The sequence below is a fragment of the Marinobacterium aestuarii genome (assembly GCF_001651805.1).
In the GTDB taxonomy this organism is placed as follows: domain Bacteria; phylum Pseudomonadota; class Gammaproteobacteria; order Pseudomonadales; family Balneatricaceae; genus Marinobacterium_A; species Marinobacterium_A aestuarii.
Map to the genome: position 1 here is coordinate 274,295 of NZ_CP015839.1, position 21,947 is coordinate 296,241.

General features: G+C 60.9%; 19 protein-coding genes. 11 read left to right on the top strand and 8 right to left on the bottom strand.

What is annotated here, in order from left to right:
- Positions 1 to 152: 152 nt before the first annotated feature.
- From bfr to ilvD, 3 genes are all read right to left on the bottom strand, one after another.
- On the bottom strand, positions 153 to 629 hold the full coding sequence (gene bfr / locus A8C75_RS01155; protein ID WP_067376919.1) for a bacterioferritin: 477 nt from the start codon (positions 627 to 629) through the stop codon (positions 153 to 155).
- A 127-nt stretch (positions 630 to 756) separates the two neighbouring features.
- Positions 757 to 951: a (2Fe-2S)-binding protein gene (locus A8C75_RS01160; protein WP_067286538.1), complete on the bottom strand. Its 195-nt coding sequence runs from the start codon at positions 949 to 951 to the stop codon at positions 757 to 759.
- 341 nt (positions 952 to 1,292) lie between these two features.
- Positions 1,293 to 3,140 carry a dihydroxy-acid dehydratase gene (gene ilvD, locus A8C75_RS01165; RefSeq protein ID WP_067376922.1) on the bottom strand — a complete coding sequence of 616 codons (1,848 nt, stop codon included), beginning with the start codon at positions 3,138 to 3,140 and terminating at the stop codon, positions 1,293 to 1,295.
- Between the two features lie 210 nt (positions 3,141 to 3,350).
- On the opposite strand from ilvD, the gene A8C75_RS01170 reads away from it, so the two are divergent.
- From A8C75_RS01170 to A8C75_RS01185, 4 genes are read left to right on the top strand one after another with little or no spacing between them, the layout of a single operon-like run.
- Positions 3,351 to 3,929 carry a glycine zipper 2TM domain-containing protein gene (locus A8C75_RS01170; RefSeq protein WP_084783634.1) on the top strand — a complete coding sequence of 193 codons (579 nt, stop codon included), beginning with the start codon at positions 3,351 to 3,353 and terminating at the stop codon, positions 3,927 to 3,929.
- A gap of 36 nt (positions 3,930 to 3,965) precedes the next feature.
- Positions 3,966 to 4,310, top strand: a complete 345-nt coding sequence (locus A8C75_RS01175; RefSeq protein WP_067376928.1) for a PepSY domain-containing protein — start codon at positions 3,966 to 3,968, stop codon at positions 4,308 to 4,310.
- Entirely contained in the window at positions 4,307 to 4,993 is a 687-nt protein-coding gene (locus tag A8C75_RS01180; RefSeq protein WP_067376932.1) for a response regulator transcription factor, read from the top strand. Before A8C75_RS01175 ends, A8C75_RS01180 begins: the two co-directional genes overlap by 4 nt.
- Entirely contained in the window at positions 4,993 to 6,369 is a 1,377-nt protein-coding gene (locus tag A8C75_RS01185) for an ATP-binding protein (protein ID WP_067376934.1), read from the top strand. Before A8C75_RS01180 ends, A8C75_RS01185 begins: the two co-directional genes overlap by 1 nt.
- A 35-nt stretch (positions 6,370 to 6,404) precedes the next feature.
- Here the strand turns inward: A8C75_RS01185 and argA are convergent, their stop codons facing one another.
- From argA to A8C75_RS01205, 4 genes are all read right to left on the bottom strand, one after another.
- A complete protein-coding gene (argA, locus tag A8C75_RS01190) occupies positions 6,405 to 7,748 on the bottom strand; it encodes an amino-acid N-acetyltransferase (RefSeq protein WP_084783636.1) in 1,344 nt (447 codons plus the stop codon).
- A gap of 1 nt (position 7,749) precedes the next feature.
- Positions 7,750 to 8,919 (bottom strand): acetylornithine deacetylase, encoded by a 1,170-nt coding sequence (gene argE / locus A8C75_RS01195; RefSeq protein WP_067376937.1) that lies wholly within the window; start codon positions 8,917 to 8,919, stop codon positions 7,750 to 7,752.
- A gap of 153 nt (positions 8,920 to 9,072) precedes the next feature.
- Complete coding sequence (locus A8C75_RS01200) at positions 9,073 to 10,338, bottom strand: inorganic phosphate transporter (protein ID WP_067376940.1); 1,266 nt, start codon at positions 10,336 to 10,338, stop codon at positions 9,073 to 9,075.
- A 24-nt stretch (positions 10,339 to 10,362) separates the two neighbouring features.
- On the bottom strand, positions 10,363 to 11,043 hold the full coding sequence (locus A8C75_RS01205) for a TIGR00153 family protein (protein ID WP_067376944.1): 681 nt from the start codon (positions 11,041 to 11,043) through the stop codon (positions 10,363 to 10,365).
- 193 nt (positions 11,044 to 11,236) lie between these two features.
- On the opposite strand from A8C75_RS01205, the gene A8C75_RS01210 reads away from it, so the two are divergent.
- Positions 11,237 to 12,316 (top strand): CYTH domain-containing protein, encoded by a 1,080-nt coding sequence (locus A8C75_RS01210; RefSeq protein WP_067376947.1) that lies wholly within the window; start codon positions 11,237 to 11,239, stop codon positions 12,314 to 12,316.
- 96 nt (positions 12,317 to 12,412) lie between these two features.
- Positions 12,413 to 15,337, top strand: coding sequence for a bifunctional [glutamate--ammonia ligase]-adenylyl-L-tyrosine phosphorylase/[glutamate--ammonia-ligase] adenylyltransferase (gene glnE, locus A8C75_RS01215; RefSeq protein ID WP_067376950.1), 2,925 nt, complete (start codon positions 12,413 to 12,415; stop codon positions 15,335 to 15,337).
- Between the two features lie 414 nt (positions 15,338 to 15,751).
- Here the strand turns inward: glnE and A8C75_RS01220 are convergent, their stop codons facing one another.
- Positions 15,752 to 16,747: a branched-chain amino acid aminotransferase gene (locus A8C75_RS01220; protein ID WP_067386880.1), complete on the bottom strand. Its 996-nt coding sequence runs from the start codon at positions 16,745 to 16,747 to the stop codon at positions 15,752 to 15,754.
- A 352-nt stretch (positions 16,748 to 17,099) separates the two neighbouring features.
- Between A8C75_RS01220 and A8C75_RS01225 the strand changes: the two genes are divergently transcribed.
- The 5 genes from A8C75_RS01225 to A8C75_RS01245 are packed head-to-tail and all read left to right on the top strand — an operon-like array spanning position 17,100 to position 21,940.
- A complete protein-coding gene (locus A8C75_RS01225) occupies positions 17,100 to 17,981 on the top strand; it encodes a mitochondrial fission ELM1 family protein (protein ID WP_067376953.1) in 882 nt (293 codons plus the stop codon).
- Positions 17,978 to 19,078, top strand: coding sequence for a glycosyltransferase family 4 protein (locus A8C75_RS01230; protein ID WP_067376955.1), 1,101 nt, complete (start codon positions 17,978 to 17,980; stop codon positions 19,076 to 19,078). Before A8C75_RS01225 ends, A8C75_RS01230 begins: the two co-directional genes overlap by 4 nt.
- On the top strand, positions 19,075 to 19,890 hold the full coding sequence (locus A8C75_RS01235) for a polysaccharide deacetylase family protein (protein WP_067376958.1): 816 nt from the start codon (positions 19,075 to 19,077) through the stop codon (positions 19,888 to 19,890). Before A8C75_RS01230 ends, A8C75_RS01235 begins: the two co-directional genes overlap by 4 nt.
- Positions 19,887 to 20,915: a glycosyltransferase gene (locus A8C75_RS01240; protein ID WP_067376961.1), complete on the top strand. Its 1,029-nt coding sequence runs from the start codon at positions 19,887 to 19,889 to the stop codon at positions 20,913 to 20,915. Before A8C75_RS01235 ends, A8C75_RS01240 begins: the two co-directional genes overlap by 4 nt.
- Positions 20,912 to 21,940, top strand: a complete 1,029-nt coding sequence (locus A8C75_RS01245) for an ELM1/GtrOC1 family putative glycosyltransferase (protein WP_067376964.1) — start codon at positions 20,912 to 20,914, stop codon at positions 21,938 to 21,940. Before A8C75_RS01240 ends, A8C75_RS01245 begins: the two co-directional genes overlap by 4 nt.
- Positions 21,941 to 21,947: the final 7 nt, after the last annotated feature.

Below are 21,947 nucleotides of genomic sequence, written 5' to 3' on the forward strand. Positions count from 1 at the left end.
GACTAATCACCAATAACGAATGACAGGAGCGGGTGATTGGTGAATCGTCATTGGTAAACAGGCAGCTTTCAGCCGTAAGCTCACAGCTTTAAGCTTACGGCTGAAAGCTCTAAGCTGACAGCTGCTTTCCCCTTGCCCCTTTCACCTGCTTGTTAGCTGGCGCTTTCCATCTGGGATTGCAGATAGTTCTGCAGACCGACCTTGTTGATCAGCTCCAGCTGGGTTTCCAGATAGTCTATGTGTTCCTCTTCCGATTCCAGGATGTCTTCCAGCAGTTCACGGCTGGTGTAGTCCTGTACCTTCTCGCAGTGTTTGATGCCTTCTCGCAGGTCCGGTAGCGCATCCAGCTCCAGCGCCAGATCGCACTGCAGCATTTCTTCGGTGTCTTCGCCGATGCGCAGCTTGCCGAGGTTTTGCAGGTTGGGGAGGCCTTCCAGGAACAGAATACGCTCGATCAGCCGGTCGGCATGTTTCATTTCATCAATGGATTCGTGGTACTCGTGATCGGCCAGGGCCTTGAGCCCCCAGTCTTTCCACATGCGTGAGTGCAGGAAGTACTGATTGATGGCAACCAGTTCGTTGTACAGGGCCTTGTTGAGATACTCGAGGACTTTCTTGTCGCCTTTCATGCCACTGTCTCCGCGTTGGATGAACAGCAAACAGTATTGAAGGTGGCGGGGGATCTGTCAAAGATGACGGGACACGGGAATGCAATGGGTAGGGCTATGGGCAGGGACTGGGTTTCCGGCTGCTGAATCAGGCCGCGATGACCTCGTCTGCCAGATGCAGGAACGGGTGCTCGGCGATGATCTCGCGGGTGGCGCAAATGCATTTGCCGCATTCAGAGCCGACACCCAGTTCACGGTAAACGTCACGCAGAGTGCGGGCACCCCGGTCGAGGGCTTCGCGAATCTGGCGGTCACTGACATTTTTGCAAATACAGACTTTCATGGCTCGGCCCGTTGGTGTCTTGATACGGAATGGTAATGATAATAGTTATCATAACCGTCTTTGGCAAGACCTAATACCGGGCTGAACTTGAAAGTTATTTGATACGTTTTGGCTATTAGATCGTTGTTGGTAATTGGTAATTGGTAATTGGTAATTAGTGATTGGCGGCGCAACATCGCTATCAGCTATCAGCTATCAGCTATCAGCTATCAGCTCACGACTTACCAATTACGATTCACGAATTACCAATCACCTTGAAATGCAAAAAGGCAGCCGAAGCTGCCTTTATGTCACTGTTCCGAACCCGGCCCTGCGGCTGCAGTGCAGCCGGGGCCTGAGGCTTAGTCTTCCAGTTTGGACAGGTCGCGTACCGCGCCCTTGTCGGCGCTGGTGGCCAGCAGGGCGTAGGCCTTGAGTGCCGCCGAAACCTTGCGCGGACGCGGCTGGGCCGGCTTCCAGCCAGCCTTGCCTTTCTTGTCCATTGCCGCGCGGCGGTGCGCCAGCTCTTCCATCGACAGTTTCACGTCGATGCGGCGGTTGGGGATGTCGATACAGATAATGTCACCGCTTTCCACCAGACCAATGGCGCCACCGGCACCGGCTTCGGGGGATACGTGTCCGATGGACAGGCCCGAGGTGCCGCCGGAGAAACGACCGTCGGTCAGCAGGGCGCAGGACTTGCCCAGCCCCTTGGACTTGAGGTAAGACGTCGGATAGAGCATTTCCTGCATGCCAGGGCCGCCCTTGGGGCCTTCGTAGCGCACGATCATGACGTGGCCGGCTTTGACCTGGTCTTCCAGGATATGGCGCACGGCCTCGTCCTGGGACTCGGTAATATGCGCCGGGCCTTCAAACACCAGGTTCTCGTCATCAACACCGGCAGTTTTCACCACGCAGCCGTCTTCGGCGATATTGCCGTACAGCACCGCCAGGCCGCCTTCCAGCGAGAAAGCGTGTTCAATGGAACGGATGCAGCCGTTCTCGCGATCACCGTCCAGCGTGGGCCAGCGAGTCGACTGGCTGAAGGCGGTCTGGGTTGGAATGCCGGCGGGGCCAGCCTTGAAAAACTCAACCACGGCGGGCGACGGGTTACGCATGATATCCCACTGATCCAGCGCCGCTTTCATGCTGCTGCTGTGCACGGTGGGCAGATCGGTGTGCAGCTTGCCGGCACGGTCCAGCTCGCCAAGAATGGCCATGATGCCGCCGGCGCGATGCACGTCTTCGACATGGTACTTGGGCGTGTTGGGCGCCACTTTGCACAGCTGGGGCACCACATGCGACAGGCGGTCGATATCCTTGAGGGTGAAGTCGATTTCGGCTTCAAGGGCGATGGCCAGCAGGTGCAGGATGGTGTTGGTGGAACCGCCCATGGCGATGTCCAGCGTCATGGCATTTTCGAATGCCTTGAAGTTGCCAATACTGCGCGGCAGGGCGCTGTCGTCATCCTGCTCGTAGTAGCGCTTGGACAGTTCGACGATGGTGCGACCGGCTTGCAGGAACAGCTCTTCGCGGTCTGAATGGGTCGCCAGCACGGTACCGTTGCCCGGCAGGGACAGGCCCAGGGCTTCGGTCAGGCAGTTCATGGAGTTGGCGGTGAACATGCCGGAGCAGGAACCGCAGGTCGGGCAGGCGGATCTTTCGTACTCGGCGACCTTCTCGTCGGAGGCGCTGTCGTCAGCCGCAATCACCATGGCGTCGACTAGATCCAGCTTGTGCTCGGACAGTTTGGTCTTGCCGGCTTCCATCGGGCCGCCGGAGACGAATACCACCGGAATGTTGAGGCGCATGGCAGCCATCAGCATTCCCGGGGTGATCTTGTCGCAGTTGGAAATGCACACCAGCGCATCGGCGCAATGGGCATTGACCATGTATTCCACCGAATCGGCGATGATGTCGCGACTTGGCAGCGAGTACAGCATGCCGTCGTGACCCATGGCGATACCGTCATCGACGGCGATGGTGTTGAATTCCTTGGCGACACCGCCGGCTTTCTCGATTTCACGCGCAACCAGCTGGCCCATGTCCTTGAGGTGGACGTGGCCGGGCACGAACTGGGTGAAGGAGTTGGCGATGGCGATAATCGGCTTGTGGAAATCCTCGTCCGTCATTCCGGTTGCGCGCCAGAGCGCGCGGGCGCCGGCCATGTTGCGACCGGCTGTCGAGGTCTTGGAACGATATTGCGGCATGACCTTGTGTCCTCGGCTGCTGCGGCGCGCCAGCGCGGCTGGCGACACACTTATATGTGGAAACGGCGAGTATAACAGAAGCAAACTAGGGTGCAGTACTGCCGCCGGATACAGTGTTAATGCGGGGCTGGCAAGTTAATGCCGGATTCAGGCGTTCCTGTCTAAAGTAGGTGCCAGAGTAAAGCATTCCTGAGACCAAGGAGGCAGATAATGTCACGCATACTATGTACAGGATTAATCGCCATCTGGCTGCTGGCTCCCATGGCCCAGGCCGGTTCCCGAGACCGTGACGACTGGCGCGAATCTCGTCACCACGGCCACCACGACCGCTACGATTACGCCAAGGTGGTAGACGTTGACCCCATTATCCAGCGTGAGCGCAGAAGGGTCGAACGAGAAGTCTGCTGGAATGAGCAGGTACGGGTTCGGGCCGATAGTCATCGCCGCAGCGATGGCGTAGGTGGCGCGCTGGTCGGCGGCGTTCTCGGCGGTGTCGTCGGTCACGAGCTGGGCCGTGGCAGCCACCATAATCAGGTGGGTACCGTTGTGGGTGTGGCCGTAGGCGCCACCCTTGGGCATCAGCTGGCGGGCCGTCGGCACGAACGTTACGAAACAGTGACCGAGCGGCGCTGTGCCGTAAAACCGGATCTGGAGTATCATGAAACCGTTACCGGATACCGCGTCAGTTACCGTTATCGCGGTCAGGTGTATCACACCACGACGGCGGACCATCCCGGCAAGCGCATTCGCGTCAAGGTGGATGTGGCACCTGCACACAGGCATGGCTGAAGGGCCGGACAAGAATAGAGCAAGGAGCGGACCTTGATGTTGCGAACCTATAGTCTTCGGCGCCTGCCGGGCATCAGTCTCACCTTGTGTGTGCTGATGTTCTGCCTGGCGCTGGCCCCGGCTGCCCGGGCTGAAAATGCCACAGCGGGTCCGTTAATGCAGGCCCGGCTGCTGCAGGTGGCGGAGCGGGGCATGAGCGTGCAGCAGGCGGTCGAGCTGGTTCGCAGCCAATACAAGGGTCAGGTGGTCAAGGCGACCGAAATCGAATTTCAGGGACGCCCGGCCTACCGCATTCGTCTGGTCAATGCCGGACGGGTGCGGGATGTGCTGGTGGATGTCCAGTCGGGTCAGATAATTAATGCCAGGGGTAACGACGGATGAAAGTACTGATCGTCGAAGATGACAAGGATTTGCGCCGCCAGCTAAAAACGGCGCTAGAGAGTCGCGGTTACACCGTGGAAGAAAGTGCCGACGGTGAAGATGCCGCCTTTATGGGGGTGGAATATCCCTACGATCTGGCGGTGGTGGATCTGGGGCTGCCCAAGCTGTCCGGGGTCGAGGTGATTCGTCGCTGGCGGGCAGAGCAGAAGCTGTTTCCGGTGCTGATCCTGACCGCGCGCGGCGATTGGCAGGACAAGGTCGAGGGGCTGGAGGCCGGCGCTGACGACTATCTGGTCAAGCCGTTTCATGTCGAGGAGCTGATGGCGCGTCTGAATGCGCTGGTACGCCGGGCTGCAGGTCATGCGACCCCGGTGATGCGCTTTGGCCCCATTGCACTGGATACCTCGGGCCGGGTGGTGACGCTGGACGACCGGCCGGTGAAGCTCACCAGTTACGAGTTCCGCACCCTGGAATACCTGATCCTGAATGCCGGCAAGACCATTTCCAAGACCGAACTGACCGAGCATCTGTATCACCAGGACTTTGACCGTGACAGCAACGTGCTGGAGGTGTTTATCCGCCGCCTGCGCCAGAAGCTGGATCCGGACCAGACCCTGCAACCCATCACGACCGTGCGCGGCCTGGGTTATCGCTTTGATCTGGCGCAGGTTACCCAGGACTGATGCTGCGACTGCTCCGCCCCCGGGTGCGCTCTCTCAGGGCGCGTCTGCTGTTTTTCTCCTGCAGCCTGCTGCCGGTGGTTTTCTTCAGCGCCTGGTTTGCACTGCAAAATGCCTTTCTGCACAGCCTTGAAACCGCCGAGCGCGAGCGCCTCAAGCTGCAGGTGTACCTGCTGCTGGGGGCCGCTGAGTTCCAAGAGGGGCGGCTGAGTATTCCCCAGGCGTTGCGCGAGCCGCGTTTCGGACAGATCGAGTCTGGCCTTTATGGCGTGATCGAAAGCCGCAGCGGCGCGCTGCAATGGCGTTCCGAGTCCAGCATGCTGCTGTCGGCCTCCCTGCTGCTGGCGCTGCACGATACGCCCCTGACTCCGGGTGAAGTTCTGTTTACCCATTTGCCCGAGCACGGCCTCTATCTTTACCAGTACCCGGTGGTGTGGGAAAGCGCAGGCCGGGAGCACCAGTACCTGATCAATGTGCTGGAAACCGACCGGCCGCTGCAGGCCGAGCTGAGGGCCTATCGCAATCAGCTGGTGAGCTGGCTCAGCCTGCTGTTTGTACTGGCGCTGCTGGTGCAGTACGTGATTCTGCGCTGGAGCCTTAAACCGCTGGATGCACTGGCGCTGGATCTCAAGCGCATCGAAAGCGGCGATGCCCGCAAACTGGAGGGCGCCTATCCGCTGGAAGTGCGGCCGGTGACCGAAAACCTCAATCTGCTGCTCGACAGCGAGCGGCGTCAGCGCGAGCGTTACCGCAATACCCTGGGGGATCTGGCGCACAGCCTCAAGACGCCGCTGGCGGTGATTCGCGGTCTGGCTGAGGAAGCCTTGCCCTATGAAGAGTACCAGCACATCGTTAATGACCAGACCGAGCGCATGGGGCAGATAGTGCAGTATCAGCTTGCCCGGGCGGTGAAAAGCCAGGGCCGGCAGATTGCCGCTGGCGTGGATGTGGCGCCCGTAGTGCAGCGTATCTCCCAGGCGTTGATCAAGGTATACCGTGACAAGGGCGTGCAGATCGAGCACCAGCTGACCGAGGGCCTGCGTTTTGCCGGCGATGAACGGGATCTGATGGAGCTGTTGGGCAATCTGCTGGAAAACGCCTGCAAGTACGGTCAGCAGAAGGTCCGGGTGGTGGTGGGGCTGCAGGATGCCGATAACCTGCAGATCTATATAGACGACGACGGTGCCGGAGTGTCGGCCGAGCGCCGTGATGTGGTGCTGCAGCGCGGTGAGCGGCTCGATACGTCGGCGCCGGGACAGGGCATTGGCCTGGCGGTGGCGGTGGATATTCTTAGCAGCTACAACGGCGAGCTCAGTATCCATGAGTCGCCGCTGGGCGGTGCCCGTTTTCGCATTCTGCTGCCGGCCGTCTCCGTCTAGACCACCGCCTGAAGTGCGGTCTGACCTCTTGCCTGTTAGAGCGGCTTGATAAACACCTTGGAATTACGCTGGTAGTTGTACAGCTCTTTGCGCTTGCCGGGCAGCTGCTCCAGTGGTGCTTCGACAAAACCACGCTCCACAAACCAGTGCGCGGTGCGAGTGGTGAGTACGAAGAGCTGCGACAACCCCATTTCCCGGGCCACCTCTGCGATGGCGCTGAGCAGCATTTCACCGCGCTCGCCGCCGCGATAGAGGTTGGATACTGCCACGCAAGCCAGCTCCCCCATACCTTCATCGATGAACGGATAAAGTGCGGCGCAGGCGATGATGGCGCCATCGCGCTCGACGATGGTGAACTGTTCGATTTCTGCTTCCAGCAACTCGCGTGAGCGCCGCACCAGAATGCCGGCCTGCTCCAGTGGGGCTATCAGTTCCAGAATGCCGCCGACATCCTCGATCGAGGCCTGGCGTACCTGTTCGTAGGATTCGCGTACCACCATGGTACCGGCCCCGTCCCGGGTAAAGAGTTCGCTCAGCAGGGCGCCGTTTTCCTGATAGCTGATCAGATGGCAACGGGGTATGCCGTGGTTACAGGCGGTTACGGCGGCATCGAGCTGGCGTGACAGTTCGGTATATTCCTGATCCGGCGCTTCGGACTCCATGCGGCTAAGGTACTGCTTGACCATGCGCTCGGCGGTGCGGGCCAGCAGTTCGCTGCGCAGCTCGCCGCTGCTGTCGAATACGCCCTTGGTGGAGCCAAACAGGATCAGCTTTTCGGCGCCCAGCGCCTTGGCAGCTTCGGTCGCGACTTCTTCGATGGCCAGGTTGAACATTTCCCCGGTGGGGGAGTAACCAATATTGGATAGCAGTATGATTTCACCCTGATCCAGGTGGCGGGCGATGGCGGTCTTGTCGACGCGGCGCACTTCACCGGTATGCATCAGGTCCACACCTTCATGGATGCCGTAGGGCCTTGCCGTGACAAAGTTGCCGGAGCAGACGCGGATGCGGGCGCCGTGCATGGGCGTGTTGGCGAGCCCCATCGACAGTCGGGCTTCGATAAGGCAACGCTGGTAGCCGCAGGCATCGATCACGCAGTCCAGGGTTTCGCTGTCGGTGATGCGCATGTCGTGGTGCAGGCGCGACTGCAGGCCCCGTTCGGCCAGGCGCTGCTCGATCTGCAGACGCGAGCCGTACACCAGCACCAGGCGCACGCCCAGACTGTTGAGCAGCACTATGTCATGCACGATATTGGCGAAATTGGCGTCTACCACCGCATCGCCCCCGAGCATCAGCACGAAGGTCTTGCCGCGGTGAGCGTTGATGTAGGGCGATGACTGGCGGAACCAGTTTACATATTGCTGGATGTCGTTTGTCACGTCAGGCGTCCATTGTGCCGTGCAGGCAGTATTTCTGAATCAGTTGTTCAAGCACCGCGACCATGGGGTTGATCTGGTCGTGGGCCAGATATTCGTCGGGCTGGTGCGCCTGGGCGATACTGCCGGGGCCCATGACGATGGTATCCATGCCCATGTCCTGCAGGAAGGGGGCTTCGGTGCCAAAGGCAACGGCTTCGGCCTGGTGGCCGGTCAGTTGTTCTGCGGTGAGGACCAGTTCCGAGGTGCGCGAGTTCTGGAAGGGCGGAATGCCCGGAAACAGTTCTTCGACATCAATAGTGACGCCGAAGGGCTGCTGCAGGGGCGCCAGGCGCTTGTGGATGGCTTCGCGCAGCACATCGATACTCATGCCCGGCAGCGGGCGCAGATCGAACTCCAGCTCGCAGCGGCCACAGATGCGGTTGGGGTTGTCGCCACCGTGGATGCAGCCCAGGTTCAGGGTCGGTACCGAGACGCTGAAATCGCTCTGCCGATACTGCTGCTGCAGCTCGCGTCTAAAGGCGATCAGCTCCCCCATAACGCTGTGCATGGCTTCCAGTGCGCTGGCACCCAGGCTTGGGTCCGATGAATGGCCGGAGCGGCCGGTGACCCGTACCAGGTCCATCATGATGCCCTTGTGCATGTAAATGGGCTTGATGCTGGTCGGCTCGCCAATCACGGCATAACGGGCCTTGGGACGGCCGGCCTCGGCCAGGGCGCGGGCGCCGCTCATGGAGCTTTCCTCATCGGCGGTGGCCAGGATGATCAGCGGCTGCTTGAGGGGTTGGTCCACAAAACGCCGTGCCGCTTCAATGGCGATCGGGAAGAAGCCTTTCATGTCGCAGGTGCCAAGACCGTAAAAACGGTTGTCCCGCTCATCGAGGCGGAAGGGGTCGCTTTTCCACAACTCGCTGTTGCAGGGTACGGTATCGGTGTGGCCGGACAGCACCAGTCCGCCGGACCCGGTACCCAGGGTGGCGATCAGGTTGGACTTGCCGGGCTGGCCGGGCACCGGCATCACCTCGGTGCTAAAACCCAGATCCGACAGCCAGCTTTCCAGCTTGGTAATAACGCCGAGGTTGCTTTGGTCCCAGTCGGCGGAGGAGCAGCTGATCGACGGAACCGCGATGAGTTCGCGCAACATGGTGACCAGATCGGGAATGGCGGCGGGCATGACAGACCTCGAAGGCAGATGACATGCGCTCTATTGTGCAGGCTTTGCAGGCACCGGTCTATGCGGCCATGGGCCTGGATGCCGGTCCCCAAAACAAAAATGGCGCCTTCCTGCGAAGGCGCCATTTGCGTACAGCAGGTTTGGATTACCAGCTTAGCTAAACATGCCCTTGAACATGAAGAAGAACATGATGGCCAGGAAAGCGCCGGCGGGCAGGGTAATGACCCAGGAGATAAAGATAGTCCCCACGACCCGCAGGTTCAGTGCTGCCAGACCACGGGCCATGCCCACACCCAGTATTGCACCCACCAGGGTATGGGTAGTGGATATCGGCAGGCCTGTGCCGGACGCGATAACCACAGTCGTAGCGGCGGCCAGGGTCGCGGCGAAACCGCGGCTGGGCGTAAGCTCGGTAATGTTGTTGCCCACGGTAGCGATCACCTTGTGGCCATACATCATTAGGCCGGCAACGATACCGGCGCCGCCGAGCAGCAGAATCCAGGTCGGCATCGAGGTTTTCTGAGCGACGGCACCACCCGCGCTGACGACGCCGACAATGGCGGCCAGCGGGCCTACGGCGTTGGCCACGTCGTTGGAACCGTGGGCAAAGGCCATGGCACAGGCGGTGAACATCATCAGCACGGCGAAGATCTTTTCGACGCTGGAAAAGTGATACTCACGATCCGCTTCCGGATTGGGCTGAATGTTACGCTGCAGCATCAGGCCCACCAGCATGGTGAATATGCCGAAGCCGACGGAGTAGAGCGCACTTTCGGCCCAGCTCAGGTGCAGGCCAACATGCTTGAGACCCTTGGTGAAAGTCACCATGGCGATGATAAAACCCACCAGGAAGATGTAGATGGGCACATATTTTTTGGCGTTCTTGAACGGATCTGTGGTATCCAGAATAAGCGCCTGGACGGTGCGGAACAGGAAGAAGGCGATAACGCCCGCCATCAGGGGTGACACGACCCAGCTGGCAACGATGCTGGAAACCTTGCCCCACTGCACTGCATCCGGTGATATGCCCACGGCGGCAAAGCCGACGATGGCACCGACGATGGAGTGGGTGGTGGATACAGGCCAGCCATAGTGGGTGGCGACCAGCAGCCAGACGCCGGCGGCCAGCAAGGCGGCGAGCATGCCGTAGATCAGCAGGTCCGGTGAGCCTGCGAGCAGGTCCGGATCAATAATGCCCTTGCGGATAGTGTCTGTGACCGCGCCGCCGGCCAGGTAGGCGCCGGCAAACTCGAACAGAATGGCGATCATGATCGCCTGTTTCAGGGTCAGGGCACGGGAGCCCACTGAAGTGCCCATGGCATTGGCTACGTCATTGGCGCCTACGCCCCAGGCCATGAAGAAACCGAAGATGCAGGCAAGGATGACGATCATATCGCCGTGCTGTGCAATCATGTTCATGTGGAAATCCTTGGTACTAAAGGCTTAACGTGCGAGCAGCAATTGCAGACGGGAGCCCACTTGCTGGGCGCGGTCGGCGAGGTCGCCGATCCAGTTGATGACCTTGTACAGGAACATCGCATCGATCGGGGGCATTTCTTTTTCCACGGCAAACAGGGCACTGCGAATTTCGCGTTCCAGATCGTCGGCATCGTGTTCGAGATCGTCAATACTGTTGATCATCCCTTCAACAGACTTGACTTCATGGCCACCGAAACCCGAGCTAATCAGTTCGTCCAGTTCCTGCAATGCTGTCAAAGCCTGGGCGGATGTTTGCAGCGCGCTGCGGACAAACTGGCTCATCTGCGGCTGGATCGCAGCGGGTATCGCCATCTTGCGCCCGAGCATCAGGCCTGAAATGTCCTTGGCACGGTTCGCGATCTTGTCCTGCATGCGCAGCAGTTCAAGCAGATCGGCCCTGGGGACTGGCAGGAAAATGCTGTTGGGCAGGTGCGTACGAACCTCCTTTTTCATCGCATCCGCTTCATGCTCCAGTACAGTAATCCGCTGCTGGACGGCCGCAGCTGTTTCCCAGTCATCCGCCATTACGGCATCGAAGAACGGAATCAGCTGAAGGGCGCAAGACTGAGCCTTGGCAATGTGTTCCTGCATGGGTTTGAACGGCGAGCGTGCAAACATCTGCAGGATCGGATTATTGGTTACCATTGGGTATCCCTGTTGGTTGTCACGACTTCGGGCGCAAGTATAAGTGGGCATAAAGCGCTGTTGTAGTAAAAGTGGAATATTTTTTTAACACTTTCATGCCTGAGGTCTCTTTTTGTGGGTCGCAGGCGACTCTTATACAGAGCACTGTCGGGCGGTTACACTCCCCCTCTAATCCTTCGAGGCGGACGAATTCATGGCGCGAGAAATTGAGTTAAAGCTGAGTATTGATCCGCAGCAGGCGGCCGCATTCAAGGCTCTGCCGCTACTGGCGAAGTCTGATACGGCTGCCTGCCAGCGCCTGAATAACCAGTATTTTGACACCCCCGATCGCCTGCTGGCGCAGCACCGTGTGGCGCTGCGCATTCGCGAGCAGGGCGAGCGCTACATCCAGACCCTGAAAACCCGGGGTTCGAGCCGGGGCGGGCTGCATCAGCGCAACGAGTGGGAATGGGACCTGGCGACGCCCGAGTTGGACTACAGCCTGCTGGCGACGGCGGACTGGCCCGAGGCGCTACAGGAGAGCGAGGTGCAGCGGCGCATTGTGCCGGCCTTTAATACCGATTTTGAGCGCACCACCTGGATGCTGCGGCCACAGAGTGTCAGTGGTGAGCCGGCCCTGATCGAGCTGGTGCTGGATCGGGGCCAGGTGAGCGCGACAACCGCCGGCGGCGCCGCGGTGACGACGGCGCTGTGCGAGCTGGAGCTTGAGCTCAAGCAGGGCTCGGCGGCGGATCTGTATGGCCTTGCCCTGTTGCTGGCCGAGGCGGTGCCGGTATTGCTGAGCGATATCAGCAAGGCCGAGCGTGGTTATCGTCTGCTGGGGGCGATGGATGAGCGCCCTGAGCCTCCATTAGAGCCCGTCGAACTGGACTCAGTGGAGACTTTTGCCGCTCTTGCCCAGCGCGCACTGACCCGGGCCAGCCGTGGTCTCGATGGCTGGCGTGGCTCTCAAGGCTTGGGTCAAGGGGAAGGCCGTGACTGGCCGGGGGCTGAAACCGCCGCCGTTGCCTGTCTGGAATTGCAGGCCCTGCTGCAGTGCTTTGCGACCCTGTTGCCGCTCACGGCCGAGTTGCAGGTGCCTTTGGCGCAGTTATGCCAGGGGCTTGAGGGCGCGCTGGGCTGGCGTCGGCTGCAGCGCCGGCTGGACAAGGCTGCAGAGGCCTGGGCAAGGGCACAGGCCCCGGCTGCAGCGGGCCAGCTGGATGCGCTGCTGAATGATCCCGCCACTGGCCGGGTGTTGCTCGGCTATGGTGCTCTGTTGCAGGGCTTGTGATACGAGGCTGAGCGGGTCGGCCTGCTGCGTCGACTCTGATAAGCTCTGCAGGTATATAAAGCTAAAAATTTGGCAGCTTCAGGGAGTAGGAAACGCATGCTGGCACCGCAACTTGATCTGATACCACAGCCGCTGCATGGGCTGGTTGAGCAGCACTGGCAGGCACTGGCGGAGGTGCTGGAGCCGCTGGCGTTCACATCGGGCCCGCTGACGGCGCAGGAGTTTTCGCGCCAGCTCAGTTGTGTGCTGCTGGGCAGCGACTATGTGGCCGAACAGCTGCAGGCATCGCCCGGCTTGCTGCAGGGGCTGCTGGAACGGGGCGACCTTGTGCGGAACTACCCCGCCGGCCACTACCGCGAACAACTGACGGCTCTGCTGGAGGCGGTGAACGATGAGGCCGGTTTGCACCGCTGTCTGCGACAGTTTCGCCAGCGCGAAATGGTGCGCATTGTCTGGCGCGACCTGACCCGCCAGGCCGACATGCGCCGCACCACACTGGAGCTGTCCTGGCTGGCGGATAGCTGCATCGATCTGGCGCTGGAAAAACTCTACCAGGAAGCCTGTGACAAATGGGGTACGCCGCATTCGCGCCCCGATGCCCAGGGGCACACGCAGCCGCAGCGCATGGTGGTGCTGGGCATGGGCAAGCTGGGTGCCTTCGAGCTGAACCTGTCGTCGGACATCGATCTGATCTTCAGCTTTGCCCGCAATGGCAGCACCCAGGGCGGGCGGCGCAGCCTGGAAAATCAGGACTTCTTTATCCGCCTGGGGCAGAAGCTGATTCAGGCGCTGGACAATATCACCATCGACGGTTTTGTGTTTCGCGTCGATATGCGGCTGCGCCCGTTCGGCTCGGCCGGCCCCATGGCCTGCAGCTTTGGCGCCCTGGAAGGCTACTACCAGGATCAGGGGCGGGAGTGGGAGCGTTACGCCATGATCAAGGCGCGGGTGGTGGCTGGCGATATCGCGGCCGGTGCCGAGCTGCAGACGCTGCTGCGCCCGTTTGTGTACCGCAAGTACATCGACTTCAGCGCCTTCGAGTCACTGCGTGACATGAAGGAGATGATCAATCGCGAAGTGCGGCGCAAGGGCCTGGAACAAAACATCAAGCTGGGCTCGGGCGGTATTCGCGAGGTGGAGTTTATCGCCCAGGCGTTTCAGCTTATTCGCGGTGGGCGGGATACAAGGCTGCAGCAGCGCGAGCTGCTCAATATACTGCCGCTGCTGACCGAGTTTGGCATGCCCCAGAATGCGATAGACGAACTGCAGGCGGCCTATATCTACCTGCGCAACGTTGAGCACGCGCTTCAGGCGCGGGCAGACAAGCAAACCCAGGAGCTGCCTGCAGATGGTACAGACCGTCTGCGCCTGGCCTGCAGTATGGGCGCGGTCGACTGGGACAGTTTCAGCGCCGAGCTGGAGCTGCATCGCAGCCATGTACGGCGTCATTTTGCTGATGTGATTGCACCGAGCAAGAGTACCGATGCCGAGGTGCTGGAAGATGTGGCCGAGTGGCTGGCGCTCTGGGATGACGCCCTGGAGCCGGAGGCGGCCTCGCAGTATTTGACCGAGCAGGGCTTTGATGACCCCGCCCGCAGCCTGCAGCAGCTGAATGATCTGCGCAGTTCCCGTACCGTGGCCACCCTGCAGGCCGTGGCGCTGGAGCGGCTGCGCATCGTGATGCCGCAGCTGCTGATGGATGTGGCGACGGTGGACAACGCCAGCGAAACCCTGGCGCGGGTACTGCAGCTGATTCAGGCGGTGCTGCGCCGTTCCGCCTATCTGGTGCTGCTGGCCGAGAACCCGGCGGCGCTGCGCCAGCTGGTCAGGCTCTGCTCCGGCAGTGCCTGGTTTTCCGACAAGCTGACGCGCCTGCCCATACTGCTGGATGAGCTGATTGATCCGCGTACGCTCTATGCGCCGCCCGACAAACAGGCGCTGCAGCGCGAATTACAGCAGCATCTGCTGCGTATCCCGCAGGAGGATGTCGAGCAGCAGATGGAGGCGCTGCGCTACTTCAAGAATGCCCATGTACTGCGGGTGGCGGCGTCTGATATCACCGGCGCCCTGCCGCTGATGAAGGTCAGTGACTACCTGACCTGGACCGCCGAAAGCATTCTGGAGGCGGTGTTCGATATCGCCTGGCGCCTGCTGGTGGAAAAGCATGGCGTGCCCCAGAAAGCGCCCGGGGAACCCTGTGATCCTGACTTTGTCATTGTGGGCTACGGCAAGCTGGGCGGGATTGAGCTGTCCTACGGTTCGGACCTGGACCTGGTGTTCCTGCACGATGCGGACCCCAACCTGTCCACCACGGGCGAGAAACCGGTGTTCAATAACGTGTTTTTCACCCGCCTGGGGCAGCGCATCATTCATATTCTCAGCACCTTCACCGCCGGTGGCCTGCTGTATGAAGTCGATATGCGCCTGCGCCCGTCCGGCAATGCCGGCTTGCTGGTCAGTCCACTCAAGGCCTTTGCCGAGTATCAGCACAAGGAAGCCTGGACCTGGGAGCATCAGGCGCTGTCGCGGGCCCGGGTGGTCGCCGGCTGTCCGCGCCTGACCCGGGCCTTTGAGCAGGTGCGGGCCGAGATTCTGTCCAAGCCGCGGGACCAGGCCCAGCTGCGGCAGGAGGTGTGTGACATGCGCAGCAAGATGCGCGATCACCTGGGCAGCAAGCCTGGGGCCGACGATGCACAAGGCGTCTTCAACCTGAAGCAGGATAGGGGCGGGATAGTGGATATCGAGTTTCTGGTGCAGTACTGCGTGCTGGCCCACGGCGGCCGCTATCCGCAGCTGCTGGAGTTTACCGACAATATCCGCATTCTGGATGCGGCTGAGCAGGTGGGCCTGTTTTCAGCGGCCGATGCCCAGAGCTTGCGCGAGGCCTACAAGGCCTACCGTTCGGTGGGGCACCGCCTGAGCATGCAGGAGCAGTCGAGCGTGATTGCCGCCTCGGAGATGGGTGATTACCGCGCGGCGGTGAGCCGCATCTGGACAGGGCTGATGGAGCCCGGGAGCTGAGGGAGCACTAATTCAAGGGGCTAGGTGAAAGGAAAAGCGCCACGACTGCGCCGCGGGTGATTGGTGATTGGTGATTGGTAATTGGTAATTGGTAATTGGTAATTGGTGGGGGTGCCTGGCACGCTGATCACGAATCACGAATCACGAATCACGAATCACGAATCACGAATCACGAATCACGAATCACGAATCACGAATCACGAATCACGAATCACGAATCACGAATCACGAATCACGAATCACGAATCACGAATCACGAATCACGAATCACGAATCACGAATCACCGGAGGCTGCCTCCGTGCTGCAGGGGTTGCGCCCTGCAGCGAAGCTGAGCCTCCAAGGGCCAAAACAAAAAGCGCCAGGCATCACTGCCTGGCGCTTTTGCTTTTGTTGGCGCTGTGCTGATGCGCAGATCAGATGCTGGTGAGCCAGCCGTGCTTGTCTTCGGCCTTGCCCCACTGAATATCGTTCAGTGCCTGGCGCAGCTTGACCGTGGTAGCGCCCACGCCTCCGTTGCCGACCGGGTATTCCTTGCCGTGGTAAATCAGGGTGCCCACCGGCGCCAGTACCGCTGCGGTACCGGACAACGCCGCTTCGCAACCGGGTTTGGCGGCGCGCTCAAGCAACTCGTCGATGCTGAGTGCGCGCTCGGAGATCTTCATGCCCCGGTCCCGTGCCAGCGTCAGAATGGAGTCGCGGGTAATGCCGTGCAGGAAGCTTTCGTCCAGCGCCTTGGTGATGATCTCGTCGCCGTCGATCAGCAGGAAGTTGGCGGCGCCGGTTTCCTGCACATCGCCACCGGGGCAAAACAGTACCTGGTCGGCCTGGGCTTCGGCGCGGGCCTTCATGATCGGGCGCAGGGCGCCGGCGTAGTTGCCGCCACTCTTGACCATGCCCATGTGCGGTGGGCAGCGCATGCCCTGATCATCGACCAGCAGGCGCAGTGCCTTGTCGCCACCGGCGAAGTAGTCACCCACCGGTGACAGCAGTACGTACTGGCACGAGGTCAGGGAGGGGACGGCGGCCTTGCCAATGGCAGGCTCGGTGCCAAAGTGGGTCGGGCGTATATACATGGACCCCGGCGGCGCCGGCACTTCGTCGGCAAAGCGCGCAACGATCTCGATGATCATGGCGGTGGTGGCCTCAGCATCAATGCTCGGCAGTGCCAGCAGCTCGGCGCTCTGGGCAAAACGGGCAATGTTCTGGTCCATCCGGAAAATCTTGATGGAACCGTCTGCATGGCGAAATGCCTTCAGGCCTTCAAAACAGGTGCTGGAGTAGTGCAGGACATGAGCGCCAGGGTGCAGCTGGATGCTGTCGCTCGATACCACCTGACTCTCACTCCAGCCAGAGCCATCAAACCAGGAAATCGCCATTTCTGGCATAAAAAGTGAGCCGAAAGCCGCCATACTGACCATCCTAAAACAAGTGCGGAAAAATAGAGTCCTCGCGGAGGCAGGAGTGATAGAGCCATCGCAGATCTATAATACAGGACGCTAGATTGTAAGCATCCTCAGAAAAAATGGAATTGTCTGGCGCGTAAAAAATGGGCCAGAGGTGATATTTCGCGCCTGCGGGCCTTACTGCTGCCGGGCTCTGGCCAAATTCGGTGCCTGTGACGTGGGTCTTTGACGTGAATTTGATTATCATGGTCAGCCGGCGGTGCAGGCGCAAGCCTCGCCAGCATGGACAAACGGCCATGGCATAGTCGCCACGCCCGCAACTCTCGCCCCTAAAGGCAGGCTCGCAACAGGACGCTCAGTGACCCACATCTGCATTATCAGCGACGGCAAACCAGGGCATCTCAACCAGTCGTTGGGACTGGCCCGTGCGGTGCAGGCATTGCAGCCCAGTGCGGTGATCGAAACCCGACCACCGCTGTCGGGCTCGCAGCTGATGCAGGCGTTGCTGGGGCGACTGAAATGGCCGCACCCCACACCTTCGCTGCTGATCGGCGCCGGTCACGGCACCCATCTGAGCCTGCTGGCGCTGCGCCGTGCCAGCGGTGCCCCTGCCGTGGTGCTGATGCGCCCCAGCCTGCCGCTGGGCTGGTTTGATCTGTGTCTGATTCCGGAACATGACCGCCCGCCGGTGCGCGGCAATGTGATCAGCACCCAGGGTGCGCTTAATCGGATGCAGCCTGGTGCCAAGGCTCCCGGCTATGGCCTGATACTGCTGGGTGGGCCGTCGAAACATTTTCAGTGGAATGAGGCCCGGATTCTTGCGCAATTGCACAAACTGCGTGAGCGGGATCCGCGTCACTGGCGCGTTGCGACCTCCAGACGTACGCCGGTATCGATGCAGCAGGCGCTGGCCGCCATGGCGGATATTGAATTGGTGTTGCCTGAACAGACCGACGCCGACTGGCTGCCGGCACAGCTGGGTGTGGCGCAGTGTTGCTGGGTCAGCGCCGACAGCGTGTCGATGATCTACGAAGCCCTCAGCGCCGGTTGTGCGGTGGGCCTGCTGGATCTTGAGCCCGCCGCCGAGAGCCGTGTGGCGCGGGGTGTCGCGAGCCTGTTAGAGCGCGGCCAGGTGACATCGCTGGCCCAATGGCAGGGGGCGCCGTTACAGGCGCCGGCGCAGGGATTCAATGAGGCGGGGCGCTGCGCCCGTCTGCTACAGGAGCGGTTTCTTTTATGAAGGTCGTGCAGTTGTTACCGGCCCTGCAGGGCGGCGGCGTCGAAAAGGGCACGCTGGAAGTGGCCCGCGCACTGGTGGAGCAGGGCCATGAGTCCATCGTGATTTCTGCCGGCGGTCGCCTGGTTGAACCGCTGGAGCGCGAAGGCAGCCGCCATCTGTGCTGGGATCTGGGGCGCAAGTCCCCCTGGACGCTGCGCAATATCTGGGCGCTACGGCGCTGGTTGCGCGAAGAAAAACCGGACATCCTGCATCTGCGCTCGCGCATGCCGGCCTGGGTGGCCTGGCATGCCTGGAAAGGCCTGCCCGAAGACAGCCGACCGCACCTGGTGACGACGGTACATGGCCTGCATTCGGTGTCGGGCTATAGCGCTGTGATGTGCCGGGGTGAGCGGGTGATTGCGGTATCAAAAACCGTTGAAGGGTACATTCGAGACAACTATCCGCAGACCGACATGTCGCGGGTGCGGCGCATCTACCGCGGTATTGACCCGCTGGAGTTCCCCCATGGCTACAGACCTGAGCCTGCCTGGCTAGAGCGCTGGACGTCGGAATATCCGGCGCTTGTCGGTAAGCGGGTGCTTACTCTTCCCGGCCGCCTGACGAGGCTTAAGGGACACAATGACTTTATCGACCTGATGCAGGTGCTGAAAACCGCCGGCATGCCGGTGCATGGTCTGATCGTCGGCGCTGAAGATCCCAAGCGTCAGGCCTATGCCCAGGAAATTCGCACCCGCATCGAGGCGCTGGATCTGGGCGCAGACATCACCCTGACCGGTGGGCGCGATGATATCCGTGATATCTACGCCTTATCCGATCTGGTGCTGTCGCTCTCGACCAAACCCGAGTCCTTTGGCCGCACCGTGGCCGAGGCTCTGAGTCTCGGCGTGCCGGTGGCCGGTTATGCCCACGGCGGCGTGGGAGAGATTCTCGCCGCGCTCTATCCTGCAGGCGCCGTGCCGCTGGGCGATATGGATGCTCTGGCCGGCACCGTTAAAACCCTGCTGGATGGAGGCGAGCGCCCCGCCGGGAATACTGTGTTCCTGCAGAGCACTATGCTGGAACAGACCCTGGCGGTGTACCGGGAGCTCTGTCCATGATCTGGTTTGGCCTGACACTGTTGCTGGCCGGCGCCGTTTTCAGTCACCGCTATGCCTGGTGGCGTCCGGCTGTGGATAACTCGCACCCCCGTATCCTGATGTACCACATGGTCAGCGAACACCGCCCAGGCGCACGTTTTAACAAGTTGCGGGTATTGCCCGCGCGCTTCGACGCCCAGATCCGCTGGCTGAAGGAAAACGGCTGGCATTTCGCATTGATGTCCGAGCTGGCCGATCCGTCTGCGCTGCCGGCCAAAACCGTGCTGCTGACCTTCGATGATGGCTTTGAGGACAACTACCGCAATGCCCATCCGGTACTGCAAAAGTACGGCGCCCGCGCGACCCTCTATCTGGTGGTGGATAGGTTCGAGCGCGACTGGTCGACCTCCAAGAAGGCTCACCACGACAGTGGTGAGCTGATGCACGAGCCCAAGCTCAGCGATACCCAGGTACGTGAAATGCTCGACTCGGGCTGCTGGGAGCTGGGCGCGCATACCCGCACCCACGCCAACCTGGCGCGGCTGGATGACGTCGGCAAACAGGATGAAATTACCGCCGGGCGCGCGCTGCTGGAACAACAGTTTGGAACCCCGCCAAGTTCGTTTGCCTACCCCTTTGGCATCTATGATGCGACCGATGTACACCTCACCGAGCAGGCGGGCTTTGACACGGCAGTCACCACTGTCGAAGGCATCGACACGGATATCCACCGCCGGCGCTTTGAACTCAGGCGGGTCAAGATATCCGGCAAGGACAACGGCCTGGCATTTCGCCTGCGCCTGCGCACCGGCACAAGAGGATGGAAGAAATGAAAGTTTGCCAGATCATGGCCGGAGACGAAGAGGGCGGTTTGGAAAACCATTTCGTCGAACTCAGTAACGGCCTGCTGGAACATGCCGACTCTGTCATTGCCGTGGGCCATGCAAAGTACCGGGAGCGGTTTGCACCGGGGGTGAAGTTTATTGCGCTGGACCTGAGCGGGGGCCGCCGCAACCCCCTGTTGCTGGTTCGGCTTGCCTTGATTCTGCGTCGTGAGGCGCCCGATATCGTGCATGCCCAGGCCAACAAGGCGGTGGAGATGCTGGCTCGAATCCGGGCATTGGTGCCGGGCTACCATATAGGCACTATTCACAATCGCAAAAAATCCACCGGCATGTTCAGCCATATGCGCACCGTGATCGGTGTCAGCAAGGGGGTGGTTGCCAATCTGAATCACCCGGACCTGCGGGTGGTATATAACGGCATGAAGGCGTATCAGGGCGAGGCGCTGGGCAAGGCACAGCTGGCAAGCCGCTTTGGCCTGGATCCTGCTGTGCCAATCACGCTGTCCGTCGGGCGCCTGGTGCCGACCAAGGCTTTTGACAACCTGCTCAATGCCTGGCAGCCAGAGCACGGGCAGCTGATTATCGTCGGCGACGGGCCGCAGCGGGCCAGTCTTGAACAGCTGATCGTTGAGCGCGGCCTTGAAGGGCGCGCTCTGCTGGCGGGGTTCTGCAGTGATGTCCGTGGCATGATGAGTGCTGCGGACCTGCTGGTGTTCGCGTCCCATCGCGAGGGTTTCAGCTATGCCCTGGCCGAGGCGCTGCTCTGTCGCTTGCCGGTGCTCTCTACCCGGGTGCCGGGGGCTGAGGAGGTCCTGCCTGAACAGCATCTGGTACCGGTCAATGACGTGCCGGCACTCAGCGCGGCGCTAACGGCGGTGATCGCGGATCTGCCGGCCACCGCGCAGGCTCAGGACGAACTCTTTGCCTGGGCGGCAAAAGTGCTGACCGTGGAGCATATGGTGGCTGATACCGCGGCGATTTACCAAAGCGTGCCGGGCCAGAGCGCGCTATGAACACCCGACCTTCACTGCGAGTACTGCTGTTGTGCGATGGCCTGCCGGGCCACGCCAATCAGGCGCGGGGTCTGGTGCAGTGGATGTCTGCCCGTTATGACATCGAGTGCACCGAAATTGAGGTCCGTTTGCGGCTGCGCGCGCTGGCGCGGCTGCTGTTGCCCTGGCTGTTAAACCGGGGGCCTTTGGGCTGGAGGCTGGTACGGTATTTTTATGCCATGCCAGATACTGATGCAAACTCCATGCAACTGATAGTGTCGGCGGGTGGCAATACTTCTTTTCTCAATGTAGCTCTGGCACGTATTCACAGGATTCCAAATGTGTTTCTGGGCTCAAAGCGTCGACTGCACTCCCATGATTTCTCGGCTCATCTGACGCTGGAGCCGACGGGTGAGCGCAACAATTTGGTGATGGAACTGGTGCCCACGCTGACGGATATCGAGCAACAGGCGGTGGCCGGTGTGCAGTTGCGTCAGACGCTGGGTATTGATGCTTCCGAGCGCGTCTATGCGCTGGTTATTGGCGGTGATGGCGCCGGTTTTCAGTATGATGAAGCCGCCTGGAAGCAGGTGGCGGCACTGGTTGAGAGCCTTGCACAGCGCGACGGTTGTCGCTGGCTACTGACGACCTCGAGGCGCACCGGAGCGGCCGGAGAGCGCCTGTTGCGCGCGCTTATCGATCCCGCTCTGCTGCTGGATAGCGTCTGGTGGAGTGAGTCGCCGCGCAAGGTGATGAATGCCTATCTGGGCGCCGCCGATGCAGTGTTTGTCACCGCGGACAGCATGTCGATGCTCAATGAGTGCATCGCCAGCGCCAAGCCGACTGTTTTGCTGGAGCCTTGCCAGGCGCAACCCGACGCGCGTTATCGTGGGGCACTTGAGCGCTTCGTTGCGGCCGATTACTGCCGCCACCACCGGCTGGTCGAGCCACTCCCGGCGCTCGGCTGGCAGGCGCCTACGAGTCAGGCCATCAGGGGCCGGCTGCTGGATGCACTTGAACGCCAACTTGCACTGGATTCAAAGTAAGCTGTTG